At 65.6% G+C, this 18,895-nt stretch carries 19 protein-coding genes; 9 read left to right on the top strand and 10 right to left on the bottom strand.

What is annotated here, in order from left to right:
- From NBG84_RS24980 to dnaA, 6 genes are all read right to left on the bottom strand, one after another.
- Positions 1-645 (bottom strand): ATP-binding protein (locus tag NBG84_RS24980; protein WP_308312110.1); only part of this gene is annotated, 645 nt, incomplete at its 3' end.
- A gap of 762 nt (positions 646-1,407) precedes the next feature.
- Entirely contained in the window at positions 1,408-1,974 is a 567-nt protein-coding gene (locus tag NBG84_RS24975; RefSeq protein ID WP_250921825.1) for a DciA family protein, read from the bottom strand.
- A complete protein-coding gene (locus tag NBG84_RS24970; RefSeq protein WP_250921824.1) occupies positions 1,971-3,188 on the bottom strand; it encodes a DNA replication/repair protein RecF in 1,218 nt (405 codons plus the stop codon). Before NBG84_RS24970 ends, NBG84_RS24975 begins: the two co-directional genes overlap by 4 nt.
- Positions 3,189-3,221: 33 nt before the next feature.
- Positions 3,222-4,100, bottom strand: coding sequence for a phosphogluconate dehydrogenase (NAD(+)-dependent, decarboxylating) (gnd, locus tag NBG84_RS24965; protein WP_250921823.1), 879 nt, complete (start codon positions 4,098-4,100; stop codon positions 3,222-3,224).
- 147 nt (positions 4,101-4,247) lie between these two features.
- Positions 4,248-5,378, bottom strand: coding sequence for a DNA polymerase III subunit beta (gene dnaN / locus NBG84_RS24960; RefSeq protein WP_250921822.1), 1,131 nt, complete (start codon positions 5,376-5,378; stop codon positions 4,248-4,250).
- A gap of 1,075 nt (positions 5,379-6,453) precedes the next feature.
- Complete coding sequence (gene dnaA, locus NBG84_RS24955) at positions 6,454-8,268, bottom strand: chromosomal replication initiator protein DnaA (protein ID WP_308312109.1); 1,815 nt, start codon at positions 8,266-8,268, stop codon at positions 6,454-6,456.
- 370 nt (positions 8,269-8,638) lie between these two features.
- Between dnaA and rpmH the strand changes: the two genes are divergently transcribed.
- The 9 genes from rpmH (at position 8,639) to NBG84_RS24910 (ending at position 15,714) form a co-directional block, all read left to right on the top strand.
- The gene (gene rpmH, locus NBG84_RS24950; protein ID WP_010985740.1) at positions 8,639-8,776 is read left to right on the top strand and encodes a 50S ribosomal protein L34; all 138 of its coding nucleotides are present in this window, start codon (positions 8,639-8,641) and stop codon (positions 8,774-8,776) included.
- 18 nt (positions 8,777-8,794) lie between these two features.
- Positions 8,795-9,166 (top strand): ribonuclease P protein component, encoded by a 372-nt coding sequence (gene rnpA / locus NBG84_RS24945; RefSeq protein ID WP_250921821.1) that lies wholly within the window; start codon positions 8,795-8,797, stop codon positions 9,164-9,166.
- Positions 9,163-9,522, top strand: coding sequence for a membrane protein insertion efficiency factor YidD (yidD, locus tag NBG84_RS24940; protein ID WP_250921820.1), 360 nt, complete (start codon positions 9,163-9,165; stop codon positions 9,520-9,522). The genes rnpA and yidD overlap by 4 nt, the downstream gene beginning before the upstream one ends.
- Before the next feature lie 3 nt (positions 9,523-9,525).
- Positions 9,526-10,779: a membrane protein insertase YidC gene (gene yidC, locus NBG84_RS24935; protein ID WP_250921819.1), complete on the top strand. Its 1,254-nt coding sequence runs from the start codon at positions 9,526-9,528 to the stop codon at positions 10,777-10,779.
- A gap of 13 nt (positions 10,780-10,792) precedes the next feature.
- On the top strand, positions 10,793-11,305 hold the full coding sequence (locus NBG84_RS24930) for a Jag family protein (protein ID WP_250921818.1): 513 nt from the start codon (positions 10,793-10,795) through the stop codon (positions 11,303-11,305).
- 114 nt (positions 11,306-11,419) lie between these two features.
- Complete coding sequence (gene rsmG / locus NBG84_RS24925) at positions 11,420-12,136, top strand: 16S rRNA (guanine(527)-N(7))-methyltransferase RsmG (RefSeq protein WP_250921817.1); 717 nt, start codon at positions 11,420-11,422, stop codon at positions 12,134-12,136.
- A gap of 508 nt (positions 12,137-12,644) precedes the next feature.
- Positions 12,645-13,721, top strand: a complete 1,077-nt coding sequence (locus tag NBG84_RS24920; RefSeq protein WP_250921835.1) for an AAA family ATPase — start codon at positions 12,645-12,647, stop codon at positions 13,719-13,721.
- On the top strand, positions 13,718-14,812 hold the full coding sequence (locus tag NBG84_RS24915) for a ParB/RepB/Spo0J family partition protein (protein ID WP_250921816.1): 1,095 nt from the start codon (positions 13,718-13,720) through the stop codon (positions 14,810-14,812). The genes NBG84_RS24920 and NBG84_RS24915 overlap by 4 nt, the downstream gene beginning before the upstream one ends.
- Positions 14,813-15,096: 284 nt before the next feature.
- Entirely contained in the window at positions 15,097-15,714 is a 618-nt protein-coding gene (locus NBG84_RS24910; RefSeq protein WP_250921815.1) for a GNAT family N-acetyltransferase, read from the top strand.
- Between the two features lie 96 nt (positions 15,715-15,810).
- Here NBG84_RS24910 and trxA read toward each other — a convergent pair whose 3' ends face one another.
- The 4 genes from trxA to sigM form a co-directional block, all read right to left on the bottom strand.
- Positions 15,811-16,146 carry a thioredoxin gene (trxA, locus tag NBG84_RS24905; RefSeq protein ID WP_250921814.1) on the bottom strand — a complete coding sequence of 112 codons (336 nt, stop codon included), beginning with the start codon at positions 16,144-16,146 and terminating at the stop codon, positions 15,811-15,813.
- A gap of 42 nt (positions 16,147-16,188) precedes the next feature.
- A complete protein-coding gene (trxB, locus tag NBG84_RS24900) occupies positions 16,189-17,163 on the bottom strand; it encodes a thioredoxin-disulfide reductase (RefSeq protein ID WP_250921813.1) in 975 nt (324 codons plus the stop codon).
- 126 nt (positions 17,164-17,289) lie between these two features.
- Complete coding sequence (locus NBG84_RS24895) at positions 17,290-18,186, bottom strand: anti-sigma factor family protein (protein ID WP_250921812.1); 897 nt, start codon at positions 18,184-18,186, stop codon at positions 17,290-17,292.
- A complete protein-coding gene (sigM, locus tag NBG84_RS24890) occupies positions 18,183-18,887 on the bottom strand; it encodes an RNA polymerase sigma factor SigM (protein WP_250921811.1) in 705 nt (234 codons plus the stop codon). Before sigM ends, NBG84_RS24895 begins: the two co-directional genes overlap by 4 nt.
- Positions 18,888-18,895: the final 8 nt, after the last annotated feature.

The raw sequence follows: 18,895 nt of genomic DNA, 5'->3' as shown, positions 1-18,895 counted from the left end.
ACGCGAGAGCGTCTCAAAGGAGTACTCGGTGGTCTCGAAGATGTCACTGTCAGCCCAGAACGTCACCGTGGTGCCGCTCTCGTCCGTGGGCTCGTTCTTGGCCAGCGGAGCGGTCGGTACGCCGAGCTTGTAGTCCTGTGTCCAGCGGTGTCCGTCCCGCCTGACCTCGACGGCGACCTTGGAGGAGAGCGCGTTGACGACGGAGACACCGACGCCGTGCAGACCACCGGAGACGGCATAGCCGCCACCGCCGAACTTGCCGCCCGCGTGCAGGACGGTGAGGACGACCTCCAGGGCCGGCTTGCCCTCGGACGGCACGATGTCCACCGGGATGCCTCGACCGTTGTCGATCACACGAACGCCACCGTCGGCGAGGATCGTGACGTCGATCGTGTCCGCGTGCCCGGCCAGGGCCTCGTCGACCGAGTTGTCGACGACCTCGTAAACCAAGTGATGAAGCCCACGCTCACCGGTCGAGCCGATGTACATGCCGGGGCGCTTGCGAACCGCGTCCAGCCCTTCCAGGACGGTGATCGCACTGGCGTCGTACGAGGCGGTGACCTCGCCGCTGCCGACGGGGGTGGACGGGTTGTTCTCGTTGGGGTTGCCGGAATCGGCCACGAAGCGCCCTTTCTGGCACAGCACAAGCCGTTCTCCGGACAGGCGGGGACGGCTGCGTCGTTCGACTTGTTCCGCAAGGTGGCGGGATTGTCCATCAGTCTACCGGTACCGCCGACACTCATGGGGGTTTGCCGGTGCTTGAGTCCGCATGTGCCGCCCTGAACACTCACGGTCCGACTCCCCATATACGGGAAGGGGCTTCAGGAGCCACACACGGGCATTGAGCGCTTTGGACTGTCAACGGACGGCTACGGTGAGGGACGGATCACACCAGAGGCCTCATGGAGGGCTGGAGCCGACTCCCGAAGGGTGTCGAAAAGTGGACGGCATGGGGCAGGAAAGGGCCCGGAAGAAGGCGGGAAGTGGCCGCGAGGGATACGTGGAAAGGTGCGGCCACCTCGGGCGCGCCTCCCGGAGCGCCCCGGCAGGCACCAGCCCCATCGCGACCCGCCAGAAGGCCGCACCCGCACCGCCCGCGCCCGCTCAGGCAGTTCACGACGCCCCTGCCACTGCTTGTCCTGCGTGTCACAGCCGGCCCGGACCCGGCCTCCCACCGAGCGCGAGCCGGCAGGGCCGGTCCTGCGGCCGACGGCCGGGCGGGGCGCGAGGTCCCGGCGGGCCGAGTGATCCGGAGAGCGGTGGAACCCGCCGTATCCATGGGAGAGGACGCCGTGCTCATGGGAGAGGACGCCGTCGGGTTCATACGAAGAACTCACAGGGGCTGTGGAGAACCGGCCGCTCCATCGCCCACTCTGGCGAGCGAACGCAGGCGATCGCCCCACGCGGTCACCCGTAGGTGTCCCCCGGCCCCTTGCTCCCCGGTGCCCGCAGCGGTCCGTATCCCTTCCGCGGACCGGTCGGACCCAGCACCTTGATCAATCTGACCGTGCCCTGCCCCAGGTCCTCATTGAGCCGGGCCACCAGTCGCGGTGCGAGTAGCCGCAGCTGGGTCGCCCAGGCGGTGGAGTCGCACTGGACCGTCAGCACCCGGGCATCGGGGTCCTCGTCGTAACGGAGCGGCACACAGTGGTTGGCCAGGTGCTCGCCCACGATCTGCGGCCACCGTCCCATCACTCCACCGACCGCGGCCGGGGTCTCCCAACCCCGTTCCGTGATCAGCCGATTGATCGCAGCCCCCAGCGGCAGCGGATCACGGCCATCCGCCCGTGCCCCGGAGCGCAGTCCTCCACCCCGTCGGGCCTGCTTCTTCTCCTGCGCTGCCGCGCCGCGCGCCCGGGCCTGCTCCTTGGCGGCGCGCAGGGCGACTCGGGCCAGATCCACACCGGAGGCCTCGGCCGGCTGGGGAAGCTGGATCCGACCGGAAACATCGGGCAGCGGAGACTCGCCGTTCATAGCCGCCCCACCTCTCCGTCGGCGACGGCGTACCGCGCGCCGGAGAGCACCTTCGGCACATCGTCATCGACCGCTGCGGTCACCAGCACCTGCTCTCCAGGAGCCACGAGTTCCGCCAGCCGCTCCCGCCGTCGGGCATCAAGCTCGGCAAAGACATCGTCCAGAACGAGCACCGGCTCATTGCCCTCGGAACGCAGTAGGTCGTACGAGGCCAGCCGTAGCGCCAGGGCGAAGGACCAACACTCGCCGTGGCTGGCGTACCCCTTCGCGGGCAGCTGGCCCAGGCCGAGCACCAACTCGTCCCGGTGCGGCCCGACCAGGGTCACTCCCCGCTCGATCTCTTGTTTGCGGGCCTCGCCCAGCGCAACGATCAGCTGGTCGTACAACTCTTGCCGGCTGGGGGGCTTGTCGCCCTGCTCGATGATCAAACCGGCGGAGGAACGGTACTCCAGGGCAATGGGGCCACCACCGGGAGCAAGCGACTCATATGACTTCTCGGTCAGCGGCTGGAGCACCCTGATCAGCTCGATCCGCTGCGCCAAGAGCTCGGCTCCCGTATGGGCCAGATGCTGGTCCCACACATCCAGCGTCGAAAGGTCCGCTCCGGAGCCGCCTGACGAACCCGTGGACTCCGGGGTGCCTGAGGCATCCGCCGAACCGCGGCCCGCCCCCCGGGTCGACTTGGTCACTCCATGGCGCCGTGCCATGGCCGCGGACTTCAGGAGGGAGTTGCGCTGCCTGAGTACCCGCTCATAGTCAGAGCGCACCCCGGCCATCCGCGGCGAGCGCGTGGTGACCAGCTCATCGAGGAATCGACGGCGATCGCCCGGGTCGCCCTTCACCAGTGCCAAATCCTCCGGCGCAAAGAGGACCGTGCGCACGATCCCCACCACGTCACGCGGTCTGACCTGCGACGATCTATTGATACGCGCTCGGTTGGCCCGGCCAGGGTTCAGTTCGAGCTCGACCAGCTGAGAGCGATCACCCTGGGTGATCGCCGCGCGGATCACGGCCCGCTCGGCACCCGCGCGCACCAGCGGGGCGTCCGAGGAGACCCGGTGGCTGGACAGGGTGGCCAGATATCCGATGGCCTCGACGAGATTGGTCTTCCCCTGCCCGTTCGCCCCCACGAACGCGCTGACGCCCGGGTCGAGTGGGACCTCGACCCGGGCGTACGAGCGGAAGTCGGCCAGTGACAGATGCGTTACGTGCATGGATGTAGGCCGACCTCCCCCGGCTCAGGGCTCTTACTTCTTGTTCTCCACCGCATGGCCACCGAACTGGTTGCGCAGCGCGGCGATCATCTTCATCTGCGGGGAATCGTCCTGCCGCGAAGCGAACCGCGCGAACAGCGATGCGGTGATCGCGGGCAGCGGCACGGCGTTGTCGATGGCGGCCTCCACGGTCCAGCGGCCCTCGCCGCTGTCCTGTGCGAAGCCTCGCAGCTTGTCGAGGTGCTCGTCCTCGTCCAGGGCGTTGACCGCGAGATCGAGCAGCCAGGAACGGATGACCGTGCCTTCCTGCCAGGAGCGGAAGACCTCGCGCACATCGGTGACCGAGTCGACCTTCTCCAAGAGCTCCCAGCCCTCGGCGTAGGCCTGCATCATGGCGTACTCAATGCCGTTGTGGACCATCTTGGCGAAGTGGCCGGCACCGACCTTGCCCGCGTGGACCGAACCGAACTCGCCCTCGGGCTTGAGCGCGTCGAAGACCGGCTGCACCCGGGCCACGTGCTCGGTGTCCCCGCCGTACATCAGCGCGTAGCCGTTCTCCAGGCCCCAGACACCGCCGGAGACTCCGCAGTCGACAAAGCCGATGCCCTTGATGCCCAGTTCGACGGCGTGCTTCTCATCGTCGGTCCAGCGGGAGTTTCCACCGTCCACGACGATGTCACCGGGGGAGAGCAGCTCAGCCAGCTCATCGACGGTCGACTGGGTCGCGGCCCCGGCCGGGACCATCACCCACACCACTCGGGGGCCCTTCAGCTTGTCCACAAGTTCCTGGAGGCTGTGGACATCGGCGAGGTCAGGGTTGCGGTCGTAGCCGATGACGGTGTGGCCTGCACGGCGGATGCGCTCGCGCATGTTGCCGCCCATTTTGCCGAGGCCGATGAGCCCGAGCTCCATCTTGACTGTCCTTAAGCGTCGAATGCCGATGCGTAACCGGTCCCGAGCCTACGCCGGACTGGCGTAGGCAGCCCGACGGGCCTGCTCGGGGTGTGAGCAGGCCCGCGAGGAGTGCGCTGGAGGCTGCCGGCGAGGGCGACCCGAAACTCAGCCGGAGAGCCGCACGGGCATGATCAGGTACTTGTACGCCTCGTCCGCCTCGGCATCCACAGCGGGCTTGCCACTGAGCAGCGCGGGCTTGGTCGAGGTGGTGAACGACAGCTGGGCGACCGGCGAATCGATCGCGCTCAGACCGTCGAGCAGGAAGTTCGGGTTGAAGGCGATCGAGATGTCATCGCCTTCCAGCTGGGCGTCGACGCGCTCCACAGCCTGTGCGTCGTCGCTGGAACCGGCTTCCAGGATCAGCACACCCTGCTCGAAGCTGAGGCGGACGGGAGTGTTCCGCTCGGCCACCAGGGCAACACGCTTCACGGCCTCGACGAAGGGGGCGGTCTCGATCACCGCGACCGAGTTGAACTCGGTGGGGAAGAGCGTCCGGTACTTGGGCAGGTCGCCTTCGAGCAGCCGTGTCGTGGTCAGTCGGCCAGCACCTTCGAAACCGATCAGCCCTTCGCCCTTACCTGAGCCGGCGAGTGCGAGGGTGACGGTGTCACCGCTGGTCAGAGCCTTGGCGGTGTCGAGCAGGGTCTTTGCGGGGACCAGTGCGACCGCAGAGGTGTCCGGGTTCTCGGGCTTCCAGAGGAACTCTCGGACGGCGAAGCGGTAGCGGTCGGTGGAGGCGAGGGTGACCGTGTCGCCCTCGATCTCGATCCGTACGCCGGTGAGGACGGGGAGGGTGTCGTCGCGGCCGGCCGCGATGGCGACCTGGGCGGCGGCGGAGGCGAAGACCTCTCCGGGGACCGTGCCGGTCGCGGTGGGCATCTGCGGCAGTGCCGGGTACTCCTCCACGGGCAGGGTGTGGAGGGTGAAGCGGGAGGAGCCGCAGACCACGGTCGCTCGTACACCGTCTGTGGAAATCTCCACCGGGCGGTTGGGCAGGGCACGGCAGATGTCGGCGAGCAGCCGACCGGAGACGAGCACCGTGCCGTCTTCCTCGACCTCGGCTTCCACCGAGACCTTCGCGGAGACCTCGTAGTCGAAGCTGGAAAAGCTGAGCGCTCCGTTCTCGGCCTTCAGCAGAAGGCCAGCGAGTACGGGCGCCGGCGGACGGGCCGGGAGGCTCCGGGCCACCCAGGCCACCGCCTCCGCCAGTACATCGCGCTCAACCCGGATCTTCACCGGAACCGCCTCCTGCTTGTTGCTGGCTCGCCGTTGCTGGCCTCTGTCGTCGGCTGTGTTGCCGGGGACCAGTCTGACGTACGCCGCCGACAGTCGGCGCTGCTCGGGGTCAAGTCGTGACCAGAGGTGTCGTCGGCTTCCGGGGCGAGTTGTCCACAGTCCCCACTTCGAAACCAATTCCCCGCTAACTATCTGTGGCAGTAGTAGTAGGGCCTGTGGAAACGGTGGATAACGTCGTTTTCCCAGGTCAGCACCTGTTTTTTGTCCACCGGGCCTGTGGGTACAACCGGTGGACAACCCCGTGCTTCTGTGGACACAGAAAAGTTCTGCACATTCGATGCACAGGTTGGGGTCACTTCTCCCCAGGGTCGTCCCCAGCTTTACCCAGGTTCCCCACAGGCCAATCCGCCTCCTTGGTGTGACCGCTTTCACTCGACACGGTGAGAGCGGGCTTTTTGTTGCCGAACAGTGGACAGCGGTGTGGAGAAGCTGTGGGCAACCCGGCGTTGCCTGTGGGGTGCCGGTGGACAAGCCCGAGCGGGGCCTGTGGATGAAAAGTCTGTCCACAGGCTGTGGAAAACTGTTTGCCACAATTCCACAGGGTGTTGACCTGGGATGATCATCTACCGGGGGTCCAGCCTGTGGATGAGATCTGGACAACTTGGTAGTCCCCAGGCTGTGGACGGAGAATTCTCCCCCGATCTGTGGAGAACTCCGGGTTGAGAGCCCGTATTCGAACACTCCGGAGCTCGATGACCCGCCCGCATCACGCCGAGAAGAGCCCAAGCAGGGGTCCAAGACCGTCGCAAAGAGCCCTCAGGGCCGCGATCGGCCGCGTGGGAGAACGCCGCAGGGCCAGGTTTCCGCGTGGTGGAGAGCGACTTTCCGCGTGGTGGAGGGCGACTCAGAAGACGGGAAAGCGCCCCGGAGTGCCAGCCTCCGAGGCGCTTTCGCCTTGCTGCGAACGGGCCCACCGGACGGCCGCGGTAGTCGCTGGACGGCCCAGGAGGTCGACTCGGGCCGGTCATGTGCCACCGAGCCGTACGACGTCGCCCGGCCGTCCTCCGACGGTCGGCTAGCCGTTCTTGATGCGGTTGGTCAGCTCGGTGACCTGGTTGTAGATCGACCGGCGCTCCGCCATCAGCGCGCGGATCTTCCGGTCCGCGTGCATCACCGTCGTATGGTCGCGCCCGCCGAACTGCGCGCCGATCTTGGGTAGGGAGAGATCGGTCAGCTCACGGCAGAGATACATGGCGATCTGCCGGGCCGTGACCAGCACCCGGCTCCTGGAGGACCCGCAGAGGTCCTCCACCGTCAGTCCGAAGTAGTCGGCGGTGGCCGCCATGATCGCCCCCGCGGTGATCTCGGGTGCGGAGTCCTCTCCCCCGGGGATCAGGTCCTTCAACACGATCTCGGTGAGCCCGAGGTCGACCGGCTGCCGATTGAGCGAGGCGAACGCCGTCACCCGGATCAACGCCCCCTCCAACTCGCGGATGTTGCGCGAGATCCGCGAGGCGATGAACTCAAGCACCTCCGGCGGAGCGTTCAGCTGCTCCTGGACCGCCTTCTTGCGCAGGATGGCGATCCGGGTCTCCAGCTCGGGAGGCTGCACATCGGTGGTCAGACCCCACTCGAAGCGGTTGCGCAGCCGGTCCTCCAGGGTGATCAGCTGCTTGGGCGGCCGGTCAGAGGACAGCACGATCTGTTTGTTGGCGTTGTGGAGCGTATTGAAGGTGTGGAAGAACTCCTCCTGAGTCGACTCCTTGCTCGCCAGGAACTGGATGTCGTCGACCAAGAGGATGTCGACATCCCGGTAGCGCTTGCGGAAGGTGTCGCCCTTGCCGTCCCGGATCGAGTTGATGAACTCGTTGGTGAACTCCTCCGAGCTGACGTAACGCACCCGCGTACCCGGGTACAGGCTCCGCGCGTAGTGCCCGATCGCATGGAGTAGGTGCGTCTTGCCGAGTCCCGACTCCCCGTAGATGAAGAGCGGGTTGTACGCCTTGGCCGGAGCCTCCGCGACGGCGACGGCGGCGGCGTGCGCAAACCGGTTGGACGCGCCGATGACGAAGGTGTCGAAGAGGTACTTGGGATTCAGGCGGGCATGTGGCTCACCCGGCCCAGGCGCCGGAGACGGCTGCGCGCCCAGCGGTCCGGGCGCGCCCGAGGGGACGCCACGGCGGGGGGAGGGACCCTCCGACCTGTCATGGCGCTCCGACCGACCGTTGTCGTATGACTGGCGATCGGACGGCTGGGGGGAGCGGTAGTCGTGCTGGGGCGGGCGGGTCGAGGCGTACGGATCACGGTCCTGGAAGCCACCGAGCCGCGGCTGCTGCCACGACAGGTCGGCCTGGGACTGGGGCCAGGCCCCGGGTTCGGGCCGCTGCTGTTGGTACTCCGGGTAGGCGGGGCGGATCTCCGGCAGCCCGTCCTCGACCGGGCGCCGGGTGTATCCGCCGTAGCGATCGCTCTGCTGATAGCGGTCGTCCGGGGCTTCATCGCGCTGGGAGCCCTGGTACTCATCGCGCTGCGAACCCTGGTAGTCATCCCGCTGAGGGCCCTGATAGCGGGGTCCCTGGGACTGCGGACCGGGTGGCCGGGGAGCCGGCTGCTCGCCCACTGAGTCATCGACGGTGATCGCGATACGGATCGGGCGTCCGCACTCCCGGCTCAGGGTTTCGCTGATCAACGAAGCAAGCCGGCCCTCCAGGACGCGCTTGCTCCACTCATTGGGCGCGGCGAGGAGAGCGGTGTCGGAGACCAGCGCCAGCGGCTGGCAGCGTTCGACCCACTGCCGGTCCTTGGGCTCGATGCCCGCCTGGCCATCCGCGAGGAGTTGTTCCAGCACGCGTGGCCACACTGCGGCAAGATCGGCAGGTACATCAGCCACAGGGCACGCTCTCTCACAGGTCCCACGAAGGTGTGGTTCTTGGGACGGGGATGGGAAGGACAGGCAAGGACAGAAAGGAAAGGGTTCGGAGTTCAGCCAAGGTAGTCACGGCGACCCGCGCGGTTCAAGTTGTTGTCCACAGCCTGTGCATAGTGGCCGTCGATGCAACCCTGGTTTGACCGGATGGCGTAGCCGCGCGTACCGTAAACAGGTCGAGTTGTCGATGGCTGCTGCCGCCTGCCTCCGATGGGCAAACCTCACGTTCCGTGATGGGAAGCGGTGCACTCGGGCGAAACGCGAGCTACTCGTGGGCGCACGGTGACAGCCAGGCGATGTCCCGCCATCTACGAATCATTTCTGGAGCCCCCGAGTGAGCAAGCGCACCTTCCAGCCGAACAACCGTCGTCGTGCGAAGACCCACGGTTTCCGTCTTCGCATGCGTACCCGTGCCGGCCGCGCGATTCTCGCGTCTCGCCGTGGCAAGGGTCGCGCCAGCCTGTCCGCCTAATCGCATACAGGTCATGACGTGCTGCCTACCGAGAATCGGCTGAGGCGGCGCGAGGACTTCGCGACCGCGGTACGACGGGGACGCCGGGCAGGACGCCCACTCCTCGTTGTCCATCTACGCAGCGGTTCACCGGACCCGCACGCGCCTGGGGAGAGCGCTCCCCCGACGTGTGCGGGTTTCGTCGTGAGCAAGGCAGTGGGCGGAGCGGTCGTACGCAACCAGGTCAAGCGCCGGCTGCGGCATCTCATACGCGAACGGCTTGCCACGCTGCCCCCCGGTAGCCTGGTGGTCGTACGGGCGCTGCCCGGTGCGGGCGACGCCGCTTATGAACAGCTGGCCCAAGACCTGGATGCCGCCCTCCAGCGGCTGCTGGGAGGGGGCGCGCGATGAAGTACCCGCTGCTGGCTCTGATCAAGCTGTACCAGTGGACGATCAGTCCCTTGCTGGGGCCTGTCTGCCGGTATTACCCGTCGTGTTCCCACTACGGATACACGGCCATCGACCGACACGGTGCGGTGAAAGGCACGGCCCTTACCGCCTGGCGGATTCTGCGGTGCAACCCGTGGTCGCCCGGCGGTGTGGACCATGTGCCGCCCCGTAAACGTCCGCGGTGGCACGAAATGCTGCGCGATGCCGTACGTGGCAACAAGGGCGGGCACTCCGCCGCCGATGTGCCTTCCCAGGGGCCGACCCCTCAACCCCTGGAACCGGCAGCAGAGACCTCGCCCAAAGCTCAAGGAGCCTGATTAGTGGACACGATTGCCAGTCTCTTCAGTTTTATCACCACACCTGTTTCGTGGATCATCGTCCAGTTCCACAAGCTCTACGGGGCGGTCTTCGGCGCCGATACGGGCTGGGCCTGGGGACTGTCCATCGTGTCGCTGGTGGTCCTGATCCGCATCTGTCTGATCCCGCTCTTCGTGAAGCAGATCAAGTCGATGCGGAACATGCAGGCGCTCCAGCCGAAGATGAAGGCGATCCAGGAGCGCTACAAGAGCGACAAGCAGCGTCAGTCCGAAGAGATGATGAAGCTGTACAAGGAGACGGGCACCAATCCGCTCTCCTCGTGCCTTCCGATCCTCGCGCAGTCGCCGTTCTTCTTCGCCCTGTACTACGTGCTCTCCAACATCGCATCGGGCAAGACCGTTGGTGTCATCAATGAGTCGCTGCTCGACAGCGCCCGTCAGGCACATATCTTCGGCGCCCCGCTGGCGTCCAAGTTCACGGACAGCCCCGGCAAGGTGGAGGCCCTCCAGGCCTCGCTGACCGATGTCCGTGTGGTCACCGCGATCATGATCATCATGATGTCGGCGTCGCAGTTCTACACCCAGCGCCAGCTGATGGCCAAGAACGTCGACCTGACGGTCAAGACGCCTTACATGCAGCAGCAGAAGATGCTGATGTACATCTTCCCGGTCATCTTCGCCGTGATGGGCATCAACTTCCCCGTGGGTGTTCTCGTCTACTGGCTGACCACCAATGTGTGGACCATGGGCCAGCAGATGTATGTGATCAACCAGAACCCCACCCCCGGCAGCAAGGCCCAGGACCAGTATCTGCACCGGCTGCTGAAGGGCGCGACCGCCCGCGGCGAGGTGCGGTCCCGGCGTAAGCGCAATGTCGTCTCGGCCATCGTCGCCAAGGGCCCGGACCGCAATGACAACGAGCGCCGTTTTATCTCTGGTCTGGCCAAGGCGGGCTTTGCGGCTCAGGCCGACGGCAATGTGGCCAAGAGCGATACAGCGGTCGCCGACGTCGAGGGCAGTGCCGCCCACAAGCGCCAGCAGCCCAAGCGGCAGACCAAGGCCAAGCGTCACACCGCAGGTGCCCAGAGTGGCGCCAAGACCAGCGGCGACACCGATTCCGAGGCGATCTCGCTCCGGAAGGAAGCGCCGCAGGATGCGAAGCCGAAGACGGCCGGCAAGCCTGCCGCACGCCAGCAGCCCAAGGCGGGACAGCGCAAGGGCCAGCAGCGGCCCAAGCACCCGTCGTCCAAGAAGTAGAAGGAGTCCATCCGTGACGGAAGGCACCATCACCGCCGCCACCGAGGAAGTCGACACCCTGACCCGCCTGGAGCAGGAAGGGGAGATCGCCGCCGACTACCTCGAGGGTCTGCTCGACATCGCCGATCTTGACGGCGATATCGACATGGACGTCGAGGCCGACCGGGCTGCGGTCTCGATCATCAGTGAAGCGGGCAGTCGGGATCTTCAGAAGCTGGTCGGCCGGGACGGAGAGGTTCTGGAAGCCCTTCAGGAACTGACCCGCCTGGCCGTGCACCGGGAAACCGGTGACCGTAGCCGGCTGATGTTGGACATTGCGGGGTTCCGGGCCAAGAAGCGTACGGAACTCGCCGAACTGGGTGCCAAGGCCGCGGCTGAAGTGAAGGGCACCGGTCAGCCGGTGAAGCTGAAGCCGATGACACCCTTTGAGCGCAAGGTCGTTCACGACGCGGTCGCCGCCGCGGGTCTGCGTAGTGAGTCCGAGGGCGAGGAGCCCCAGCGCTTCGTCGTCGTGCTCCCTGCCTGACCCCCATCGTTCCGTCGGCCCCGTCTGTTTCGCAGACGGGGCCGATCTTTGTCAGCCTGATAGTCACCCACCACGGTCCATATTGCGACCCTGCGGTACGGAAGGACGGTCCTCGTGACGGAGGCAGCAGAGCTTCCCCTGGCGCCCGATGAGGCCCGGACGGTTTTCGGAGAGTTCTTTCCGGAAGCCGTGCGGTATGCGGAACTGCTCGCTGATGCCGGAGTCAAGCGCGGCCTGATTGGCCCTCGCGAGGTGCCAAGGCTCTGGGAACGCCATCTTTTGAACTGTGCGGTGCTCTCCGAGGTGGTACCTGAGAGCGTCACCGTCTGCGATGTGGGTTCGGGTGCCGGCCTTCCCGGTATTCCGCTGGCCCTGGTCCGTCCCGATCTGAAGATCACGCTCCTTGAGCCTCTTCTGCGGCGTACCAATTTTCTTCAGGAAGTGGTCGAGCTCCTCGGACTGGACCATGTGACCGTGGTTCGTGGCCGCGCTGAGGAAGTCCTGGGGTCACTCACTCCCGTACATGTGGTGACAGCGCGCGCTGTGGCACCGCTGGACCGGCTGGCCGGTTGGGGGGTGCCGCTGCTTCGCCCCTATGGGGAGATGCTCGCCCTCAAGGGCGATACGGCGGAGGAGGAGCTGCTGGGGGCCAGGGCTGCCCTGAGCAAGCTGGGAGTGGTGGAAACCTCGGTACTGCATGTCGGTGAAGGGCTTGTTGATCCGCTGGCCACCGTGGTGCGGGTCGAGGTGGGTGAGAGTCCGGGCGGGGTACGCTTCGCGGCCAAGCGGGCCAAGGCTGCCCGGGTCAGTCGTACCCGCCGCCGTCGCTGAGCGGCAAACAGACTCGGTTTGGGTAGATGGCCTGCTTCCAGCAATCGCGGCCTCTCTCCATCGGTCGGCCCGCTTCTGTGCCCTGTGCCAGGGCTGCACTGGACCGCCTCGCGGCTGGCAGGGCTGGGCGGCTCGGCCGTACTGGGTCAGCCCCTGCTGGGCAGCTCTCGGGGTGACACGCCAGACCGGCTACGGAACGGCGGGATTCCCGCTACCCGCTCATGAGATACGTCGTGCCATGGGGGTGTGTTCTTGGTGAAGCCGGTGCGTGATGCTCCATACAAGCAGCCATACGTACGCATTGCGGAGTGTCGTGCTGTCGTTGTCCAGCACCCCGTGCATCGTGTTTCACGTGAAACGTCGCTCACTGCTGCAAGGAATCATCAGCCGCGGGCGGGCTGCCGCCCCGATGCGTAGCCGTAAACCCCTCGCAGGGGTTAGGGCGTTGTCCACAGAGGTGGATTCATCCACAGAAGCACGGGCCTCGCTGGTTCATGACCCCGAAAGCATGGCAGGCTCTGTTCATCGCGAGCCTGAAGTCGAGGAGAGTGAATCTTTGCGGTCCGACGCCAACATCGCGGGACCGATGACCGATCCGGTCCCCGGTCCCCGTACCGAGTCGGTGGGAGAGGATGTTTCACGTGAAACACCGCCCCCGATGGACGACACCCCCATTGGTCGAGCTGCCCAGCTGGCCGTGGAGGCGCTGGGGCGTGCCGGTGAGGGCCTGCCCCGACCTGAGCAGACCCGCGTCATGGTGGTTGCCAACCAGAAGGGTGGCGTAGGGAAAACCACCACCACAGTCAATCTCGCCGCCTCGCTCGCCTTGCACGGCGCGCGTGTCCTGGTGGTTGATTTGGACCCACAGGGCAATGCCTCCACGGCGTTGGGTATCGATCACCACGCCGAAGTTCCCTCGATCTACGACGTCCTGGTGGACAGCAGACCTCTCTCCGAGGTGGTCCAGCCAGTTCCGGATGTCGAAGGTCTCTTCTGCGCCCCCGCCACCATCGATCTCGCCGGTGCGGAGATTGAGTTGGTATCGCTCGTGGCGCGGGAGAGCCGGCTACAGCGCGCGATTCAGGCGTATGAGCAACCATTGGACTACATCCTGATTGACTGTCCTCCCTCGCTCGGTCTGCTGACCGTCAATGCGATGGTGGCCGGTGCAGAGGTCCTGATCCCCATCCAATGCGAGTACTACGCGCTGGAAGGCTTGGGACAGCTGCTGAGGAATGTAGAGCTGGTGCGGGGCCATCTCAACCCCACCCTGCATGTATCCACGATTCTTCTCACCATGTACGACGGCCGGACCCGGCTTGCCTCTCAGGTTGCTGAGGAGGTCCGTACTCACTTTGGTGAGGAGGTGTTGCGGACGAGCATTCCGCGTTCGGTCCGTATCTCAGAAGCTCCGAGTTATGGGCAGACGGTATTGACCTACGATCCGGGTTCCAGCGGATCTCTGTCTTACCTTGAGGCCGCTCGTGAGATCGCGCTACGGGGCGTTGGAATGTTCTACGACCCGCAGCATGCCCATGTGGGCGGCCAGAAAAGTCAGCAGAACGTCTCGGAGGGGATTCAGTGAGCGAGCGACGTAGAGGGTTGGGGCGTGGGCTCGGTGCCTTGATCCCTGCTGCTCCCCAGGAGAAGCAGGCGCCTCCCAGCGGTGCCACAGGCACTCCGGGAGTAACACCGGTACTGACCACAGAGCGCGGTGTGGCGGCTGCCAAGGTGACGGCGCTACCCACCGCAGCAGTTACGTCTGGGGCTACCGTCCCCGCGCCCTCGGCGGAGCCGGTACCTCAGCCTGTTGAACCGTCGGGCGCGTACTTCGCGGAAGTACCGATTGACTCGATTACTCCTAACCCGCGGCAGCCGCGTGAGGTCTTTGACGAGGATGCTCTTGCTGAGCTGGTGACCTCCATCAAGGAGGTCGGGCTGCTTCAGCCGGTCGTCGTACGCCAGTTGGGTCCCGATCGCTATGAACTGATCATGGGCGAGCGACGCTGGAGGGCCTGCCGTGAGGCGGGTCTGGAGCGGATTCCCACCATCGTTCGGCACACGGACGATGAGAAGCTTCTGCTGGATGCACTGCTGGAGAACCTGCACCGTGCCCAGCTGAACCCGCTGGAAGAGGCCGCGGCCTATGACCAGTTGCTCAAGGACTTCAACTGCACCCACGACCAGTTGGCTGACCGGATTGGGCGCTCTCGACCACAGGTCTCCAACACTCTGCGGTTGCTGAGGCTGTCTGCGCCGGTGCAGCGCAGGGTGGCCGCGGGTGTTCTCTCGGCTGGTCATGCACGGGCGCTGCTCTCGGTGGAGGACTCCGGTGAGCAGGATCGGCTGGCGCATCGAATCGTCGCCGAGGGTCTCTCGGTCCGAGCAGTCGAAGAGATTGTGACACTGCTCAATTCGAGCTCGAAGGCCGTGGCAAAGCCAAAGAGTCCACGTGCTGGTACGCGCTTGGCGCCCGCGCTTGGAGATCTTGCCACTCGTCTCTCGGACCGCTTTGACACTAGGGTGAGGGTCGATCTAGGTCAGAAGAAGGGAAAGATCGTCGTTGAGTTTGCCTCCATAGAGGATTTGGAGCGCATCCTCGGCACTCTGGCTCCGGGCGAGGGGCGGGTCCTGGAGAAGGGACTCGACGGCGAGGACACGCACGGGGAAGGCTAAGGCGTTCCGCTGGTGCCGCTGGGCGGGCCGTGCTCGGGTGAAGGACCCGAGCACGGCCCCTCTTGTTTTCTGGCTATCCCCGGCCAAGAAGCCGTCGATAGCATGCACCCCATGGGCACAACGACCCTGAATGCGAAGCAGTAAGGGGCGGGATTTTCTGAGCGGTGAGTTGCAGCCCACCGGCGGTGGCAGGCGCGGACGGATCAGATCAGTAGCTTGCTCGCGGGGCAGAGCCGCTGGAGCAAGCCAAGTGTGCTCAGCGCAGGAAGCGAGGAACAGCCTTCATGGGGCGCCGGCTTGTACCCCTCACGTTGGACAACCTTTCGGACCTTCCGCAGCGTTGTCGGTCGTGCATCTTCTGGGAGCTTGATCCAGTCAGGGGAGACACCGCGATGAGGGCGGGACGATCCGAACTGGAGAAGGAGTCCTGGATCTCCGCGGTGCTGTTGGACTGGGGATCCTGCGGCAGGGTGGTCTATGTGGACGATGTGCCTGCTGGCTTTGTTCTCTATGCGCCGCCGGCATATGTGCCACGTTCTCAGGCCTTTCCGACGAGTCCTGTCTCAGTAGACGCCGTCCAGCTGATGACCGCCTGGATCGACCCTGGCTACCAAGGGCAGGGTCTTGGTCGTGTCATGGTGCAGACGGTGGCGAAGGACGTTCTGCGAAGAGGCTCCCGAGCGATAGAGGCCTTTGGGAGCGCTCGCTGGACTGAGCCTGCTTGTCTGCTGCCGGCCGATCATCTGCTGGCGGTGGGCTTCAAGACGGTGCGCCCGCATCCTTCCTATCCGAGGCTGAGGCTGGAGCTGCGAACCGCGCTCTCCTGGAGGGAAGATGTGGAGCTGGCGCTTGACCGTCTGCTGGGAGCGGTTCAGAAGGAGCCGATCCTCAGACCGCTCTGAGGTGCGTCTGATGAACACAGCGAAAGGGGCCCATCCCTTGCGGGATGAGCCCCTTCGATGTTTCACGTGAAACATCGACCTACCAGCTTCCGGGCGTCACTTGTGCGCGAGGAAAGGCTCCAGCTCGCGCAGGATCGCAGCCTTGGGCTTGGCGCCGACGATCGTCTGTGCCACCTCGCCGTTCTGGTACACATTCAGCGTGGGGATGGACATCACGCCGTACTTGGTGGTGATGGTGGGGTTCTGGTCAATGTTGAGCTTGACGATCTCGATCTGGTCGCCGTACTCGGCCGCGATGGCTTCCAGAGACGGCGCGATCTGACGGCACGGGCCGCACCACTCGGCCCAGAAGTCCACCAGCACAGGCTTTTCGCTCTTCAGGACGACCTCTTCGAAGGTGTCATCCGTAACGTTCTTCAGCGCGCCGGCCACGGCGGCCTCCTTAACTTCTGTGGGAAAGGGATGGGCGGGTAATCAGACCGCGGGGGTCTTCTCGGGCTCCGCGAGCTTCTCGCTGTCCGCGAGGGCCGCAAGGAACCGCTCGGCGTCCAGGGCTGCGGCGCAGCCGGTACCCGCGGCGGTGATCGCCTGGCGGTAGGTGTGGTCGACCACATCGCCCGCGGCGAAGACGCCGGTGAGGTTGGTTCGGGTCGACGGGGCAGCGACCTTGAGATAGCCCTCGTCGTCGAGGTCGAGCTGGCCCTTGAACAGCTCCGTCCGTGGGTCATGGCCGACGGCGATAAACAGACCGGTAACGGCCAGCGCCGAGGTCTCACCTGTCTTGGTGCTGCGCAACCTCAGCTTGGAGAGCTTCTGGTCGCCGTGGATCTCGGCAACCTCACTGTCCCAGGCGAACGAGATCTTCGGGTCGGCGAAGGCACGGTCCTGCATGGCCTTCGAGGCCCGCAGGGTGTCACGGCGGTGAACGATCGTGACGGACTTGGCGAACCGGGAGAGGAAGGTCGCTTCTTCCATTGCCGTGTCACCGCCGCCGATCACGGCGATGTCCTGGTCCTTGAAGAAGAACCCATCGCAGGTGGCACACCAGGAGACACCCCGGCCGGAGAGCGCGTCTTCATTGGGCAGCCCTAGCTTGCGGTGCTGCGACCCGGTGGTGACGATGACTGCCTTGGCCTGATGAACGGTGCCCGCCGTGTCCGTGACGGTCTTGATGTCGCCCGTGAGGTCAACGGAGACAACATCGTCCGGAATGAGCTCGGCTCCAAAGCGTTCTGCTTGAGCGCGCATGTTGTCCATCAAGTCTGGGCCCATGATGCCGTCACGGAAGCCGGGGAAGTTCTCCACATCGGTGGTGTTCATCAGTGCGCCACCTGCCGTGACGGCTCCTTCGAACACCAGCGGCTTCAGCGAAGCGCGCGCGGTGTAAAGCGCCGCCGTGTAACCGGCTGGCCCGGAGCCAATGATGATCACGTTACGGACGTCGCTCACGGGTTTCTTCCTCGTCTCTGAAGGCTGCGCTGCTGCCAAGGGTGCCGGGTCAATGACTCCTCACCCCACCCAACGGATACTAAGGGGCTCGCATTCCCGGGGTGGCACGCAGCGCTAGCGAATGCTTCAAGGGCGAGGGTACGGCTTCTCCAGCAGTAGCTTCCCTGCGGCCGAGGACGAGCTGTCCACGCATGCCGCGTCCACGACATAAGCCTCTACCTGCGCGGGATCAGAGGTATGCGGGAAGACGACGAGGTACGCCTGAGTGCCGTGATGGGTTCCCTGCTCGGACGCGATGGGGTCATCCAGTCGCCCGGTGCCCTTTTGGATACAGACCGGCACCTGGGTGCTCTTCAGAGCCCGCGGCGGGGTCGGAGCCTCCTTGGTCTGGAAGCCATCGCTCTCCGGCACGCTGCGCTTCAGAGAGGAACCATCTCCGATCAATGACCGCACCGTGCTCTCCAGTTCAGGGCCGGCAAAGTCATGAGCGCCACCCGCGGCGGCCGAGTCGGTGGCTGCGTCCTTCTTTTCCGCGGCAGCGTTGTTGGTGGATTGGACCGTCTGGAGCAGTAGCACACTCATGCCTACGGCGGCCAGGGCGAAGACGGCTCCCAGCGCCGCTGTGCGCCGTCGCTTTCCCATACGGCCGCGGCCCGGGCCGGTCTTACCCCGAGCCTGCCCTGAAGGCCGGTCCGCCGGGCGAGGCTCCTGCCGTGGCAGGACCGACGTTGTTTCACGTGAAACATGAGCGTGGTGATCAGGGGCGGTGGAGTTCAGTAGGGCCTCAGCGGCCAGGGCCGCGTCGATACGCTCAGAGATATCCGCGGGCATCCGTGTTGCGCCGGGAAGCGTGCCGAGCAGTCCGCGAATCTCCTCCAAGGAGGCATGGACATCTGCGCACAGGGCGCAGTCATCGAGATGCTGTCGAAGGCCCACGCTCCGCGCGGGCGGTAGCAACCCCTCGGCTAGATCGGAGATCTCCGAGACGTCCGGGTGCTGAGTCATATCGGCCGTGGATGTCACGCGCGCCCACCTCCGCCCTTCGCAGCAGCAGGATCATGTGACCCCGCGTCCCTTGGTCCCGACTCCGGTGGGACGGAATCCCCCGGCGTCCGGTTCCTTCCCCCGCTGAGATCATCCTTACCCCCGGCATCACCGCGCAGATGAGTGAGCATGGGGAGCAATCTGGCCCGGCCACGGGCACACCGACTCTTGACCGTCCCCACCGGTACATCGAGGACGCGGGCCGCCTCCGCGACCGGATAGCCCTGCATATCCACCAGCACCAGTGCCGCTCGCTGATCCGCGGGAAGTTTTGCCAGCGCGGCGAGTAGCTCGCGGTTGAGGTCCTTGCGCTCTGCTGGGGCCTCGGCGGACTCATGCGGTTCCAGCAGCAGCTCAAGTCGCTCGGTGTCATCCACGGGTGAGGTCTTACGCGACGCTGCCTTGCGGGCCCGATCAAGACAGGCGTTGACCGTGATCCGATGGAGCCATGTGGTGACCGCGGACTGCCCGCGAAAGGTGTGGGCAGCCCGGAACGCCGAGACGAGGGCGTCCTGGACGGCGTCGGCCGCCTCCTCGCGATCCCCCAGGGTGCGCAGGGCGACCGCCCAGAGCCTGTCGCGATGCCGGCGCACCAGCTCACCGAAGGCATGCGGGTTCCCCGCGACATGGCTGTCCAGCAGGTCTTGGTCGCTGGTGTCGCGAAGTATCGCGTCGTCCAACGCTGAAG

It is taken from the genome of Streptomyces albipurpureus (assembly GCF_023701525.1).
Lineage (GTDB): Bacteria > Actinomycetota > Actinomycetes > Streptomycetales > Streptomycetaceae > Streptomyces > Streptomyces albipurpureus.
This window is presented reverse-complemented; position numbering and strand designations above follow the sequence as displayed.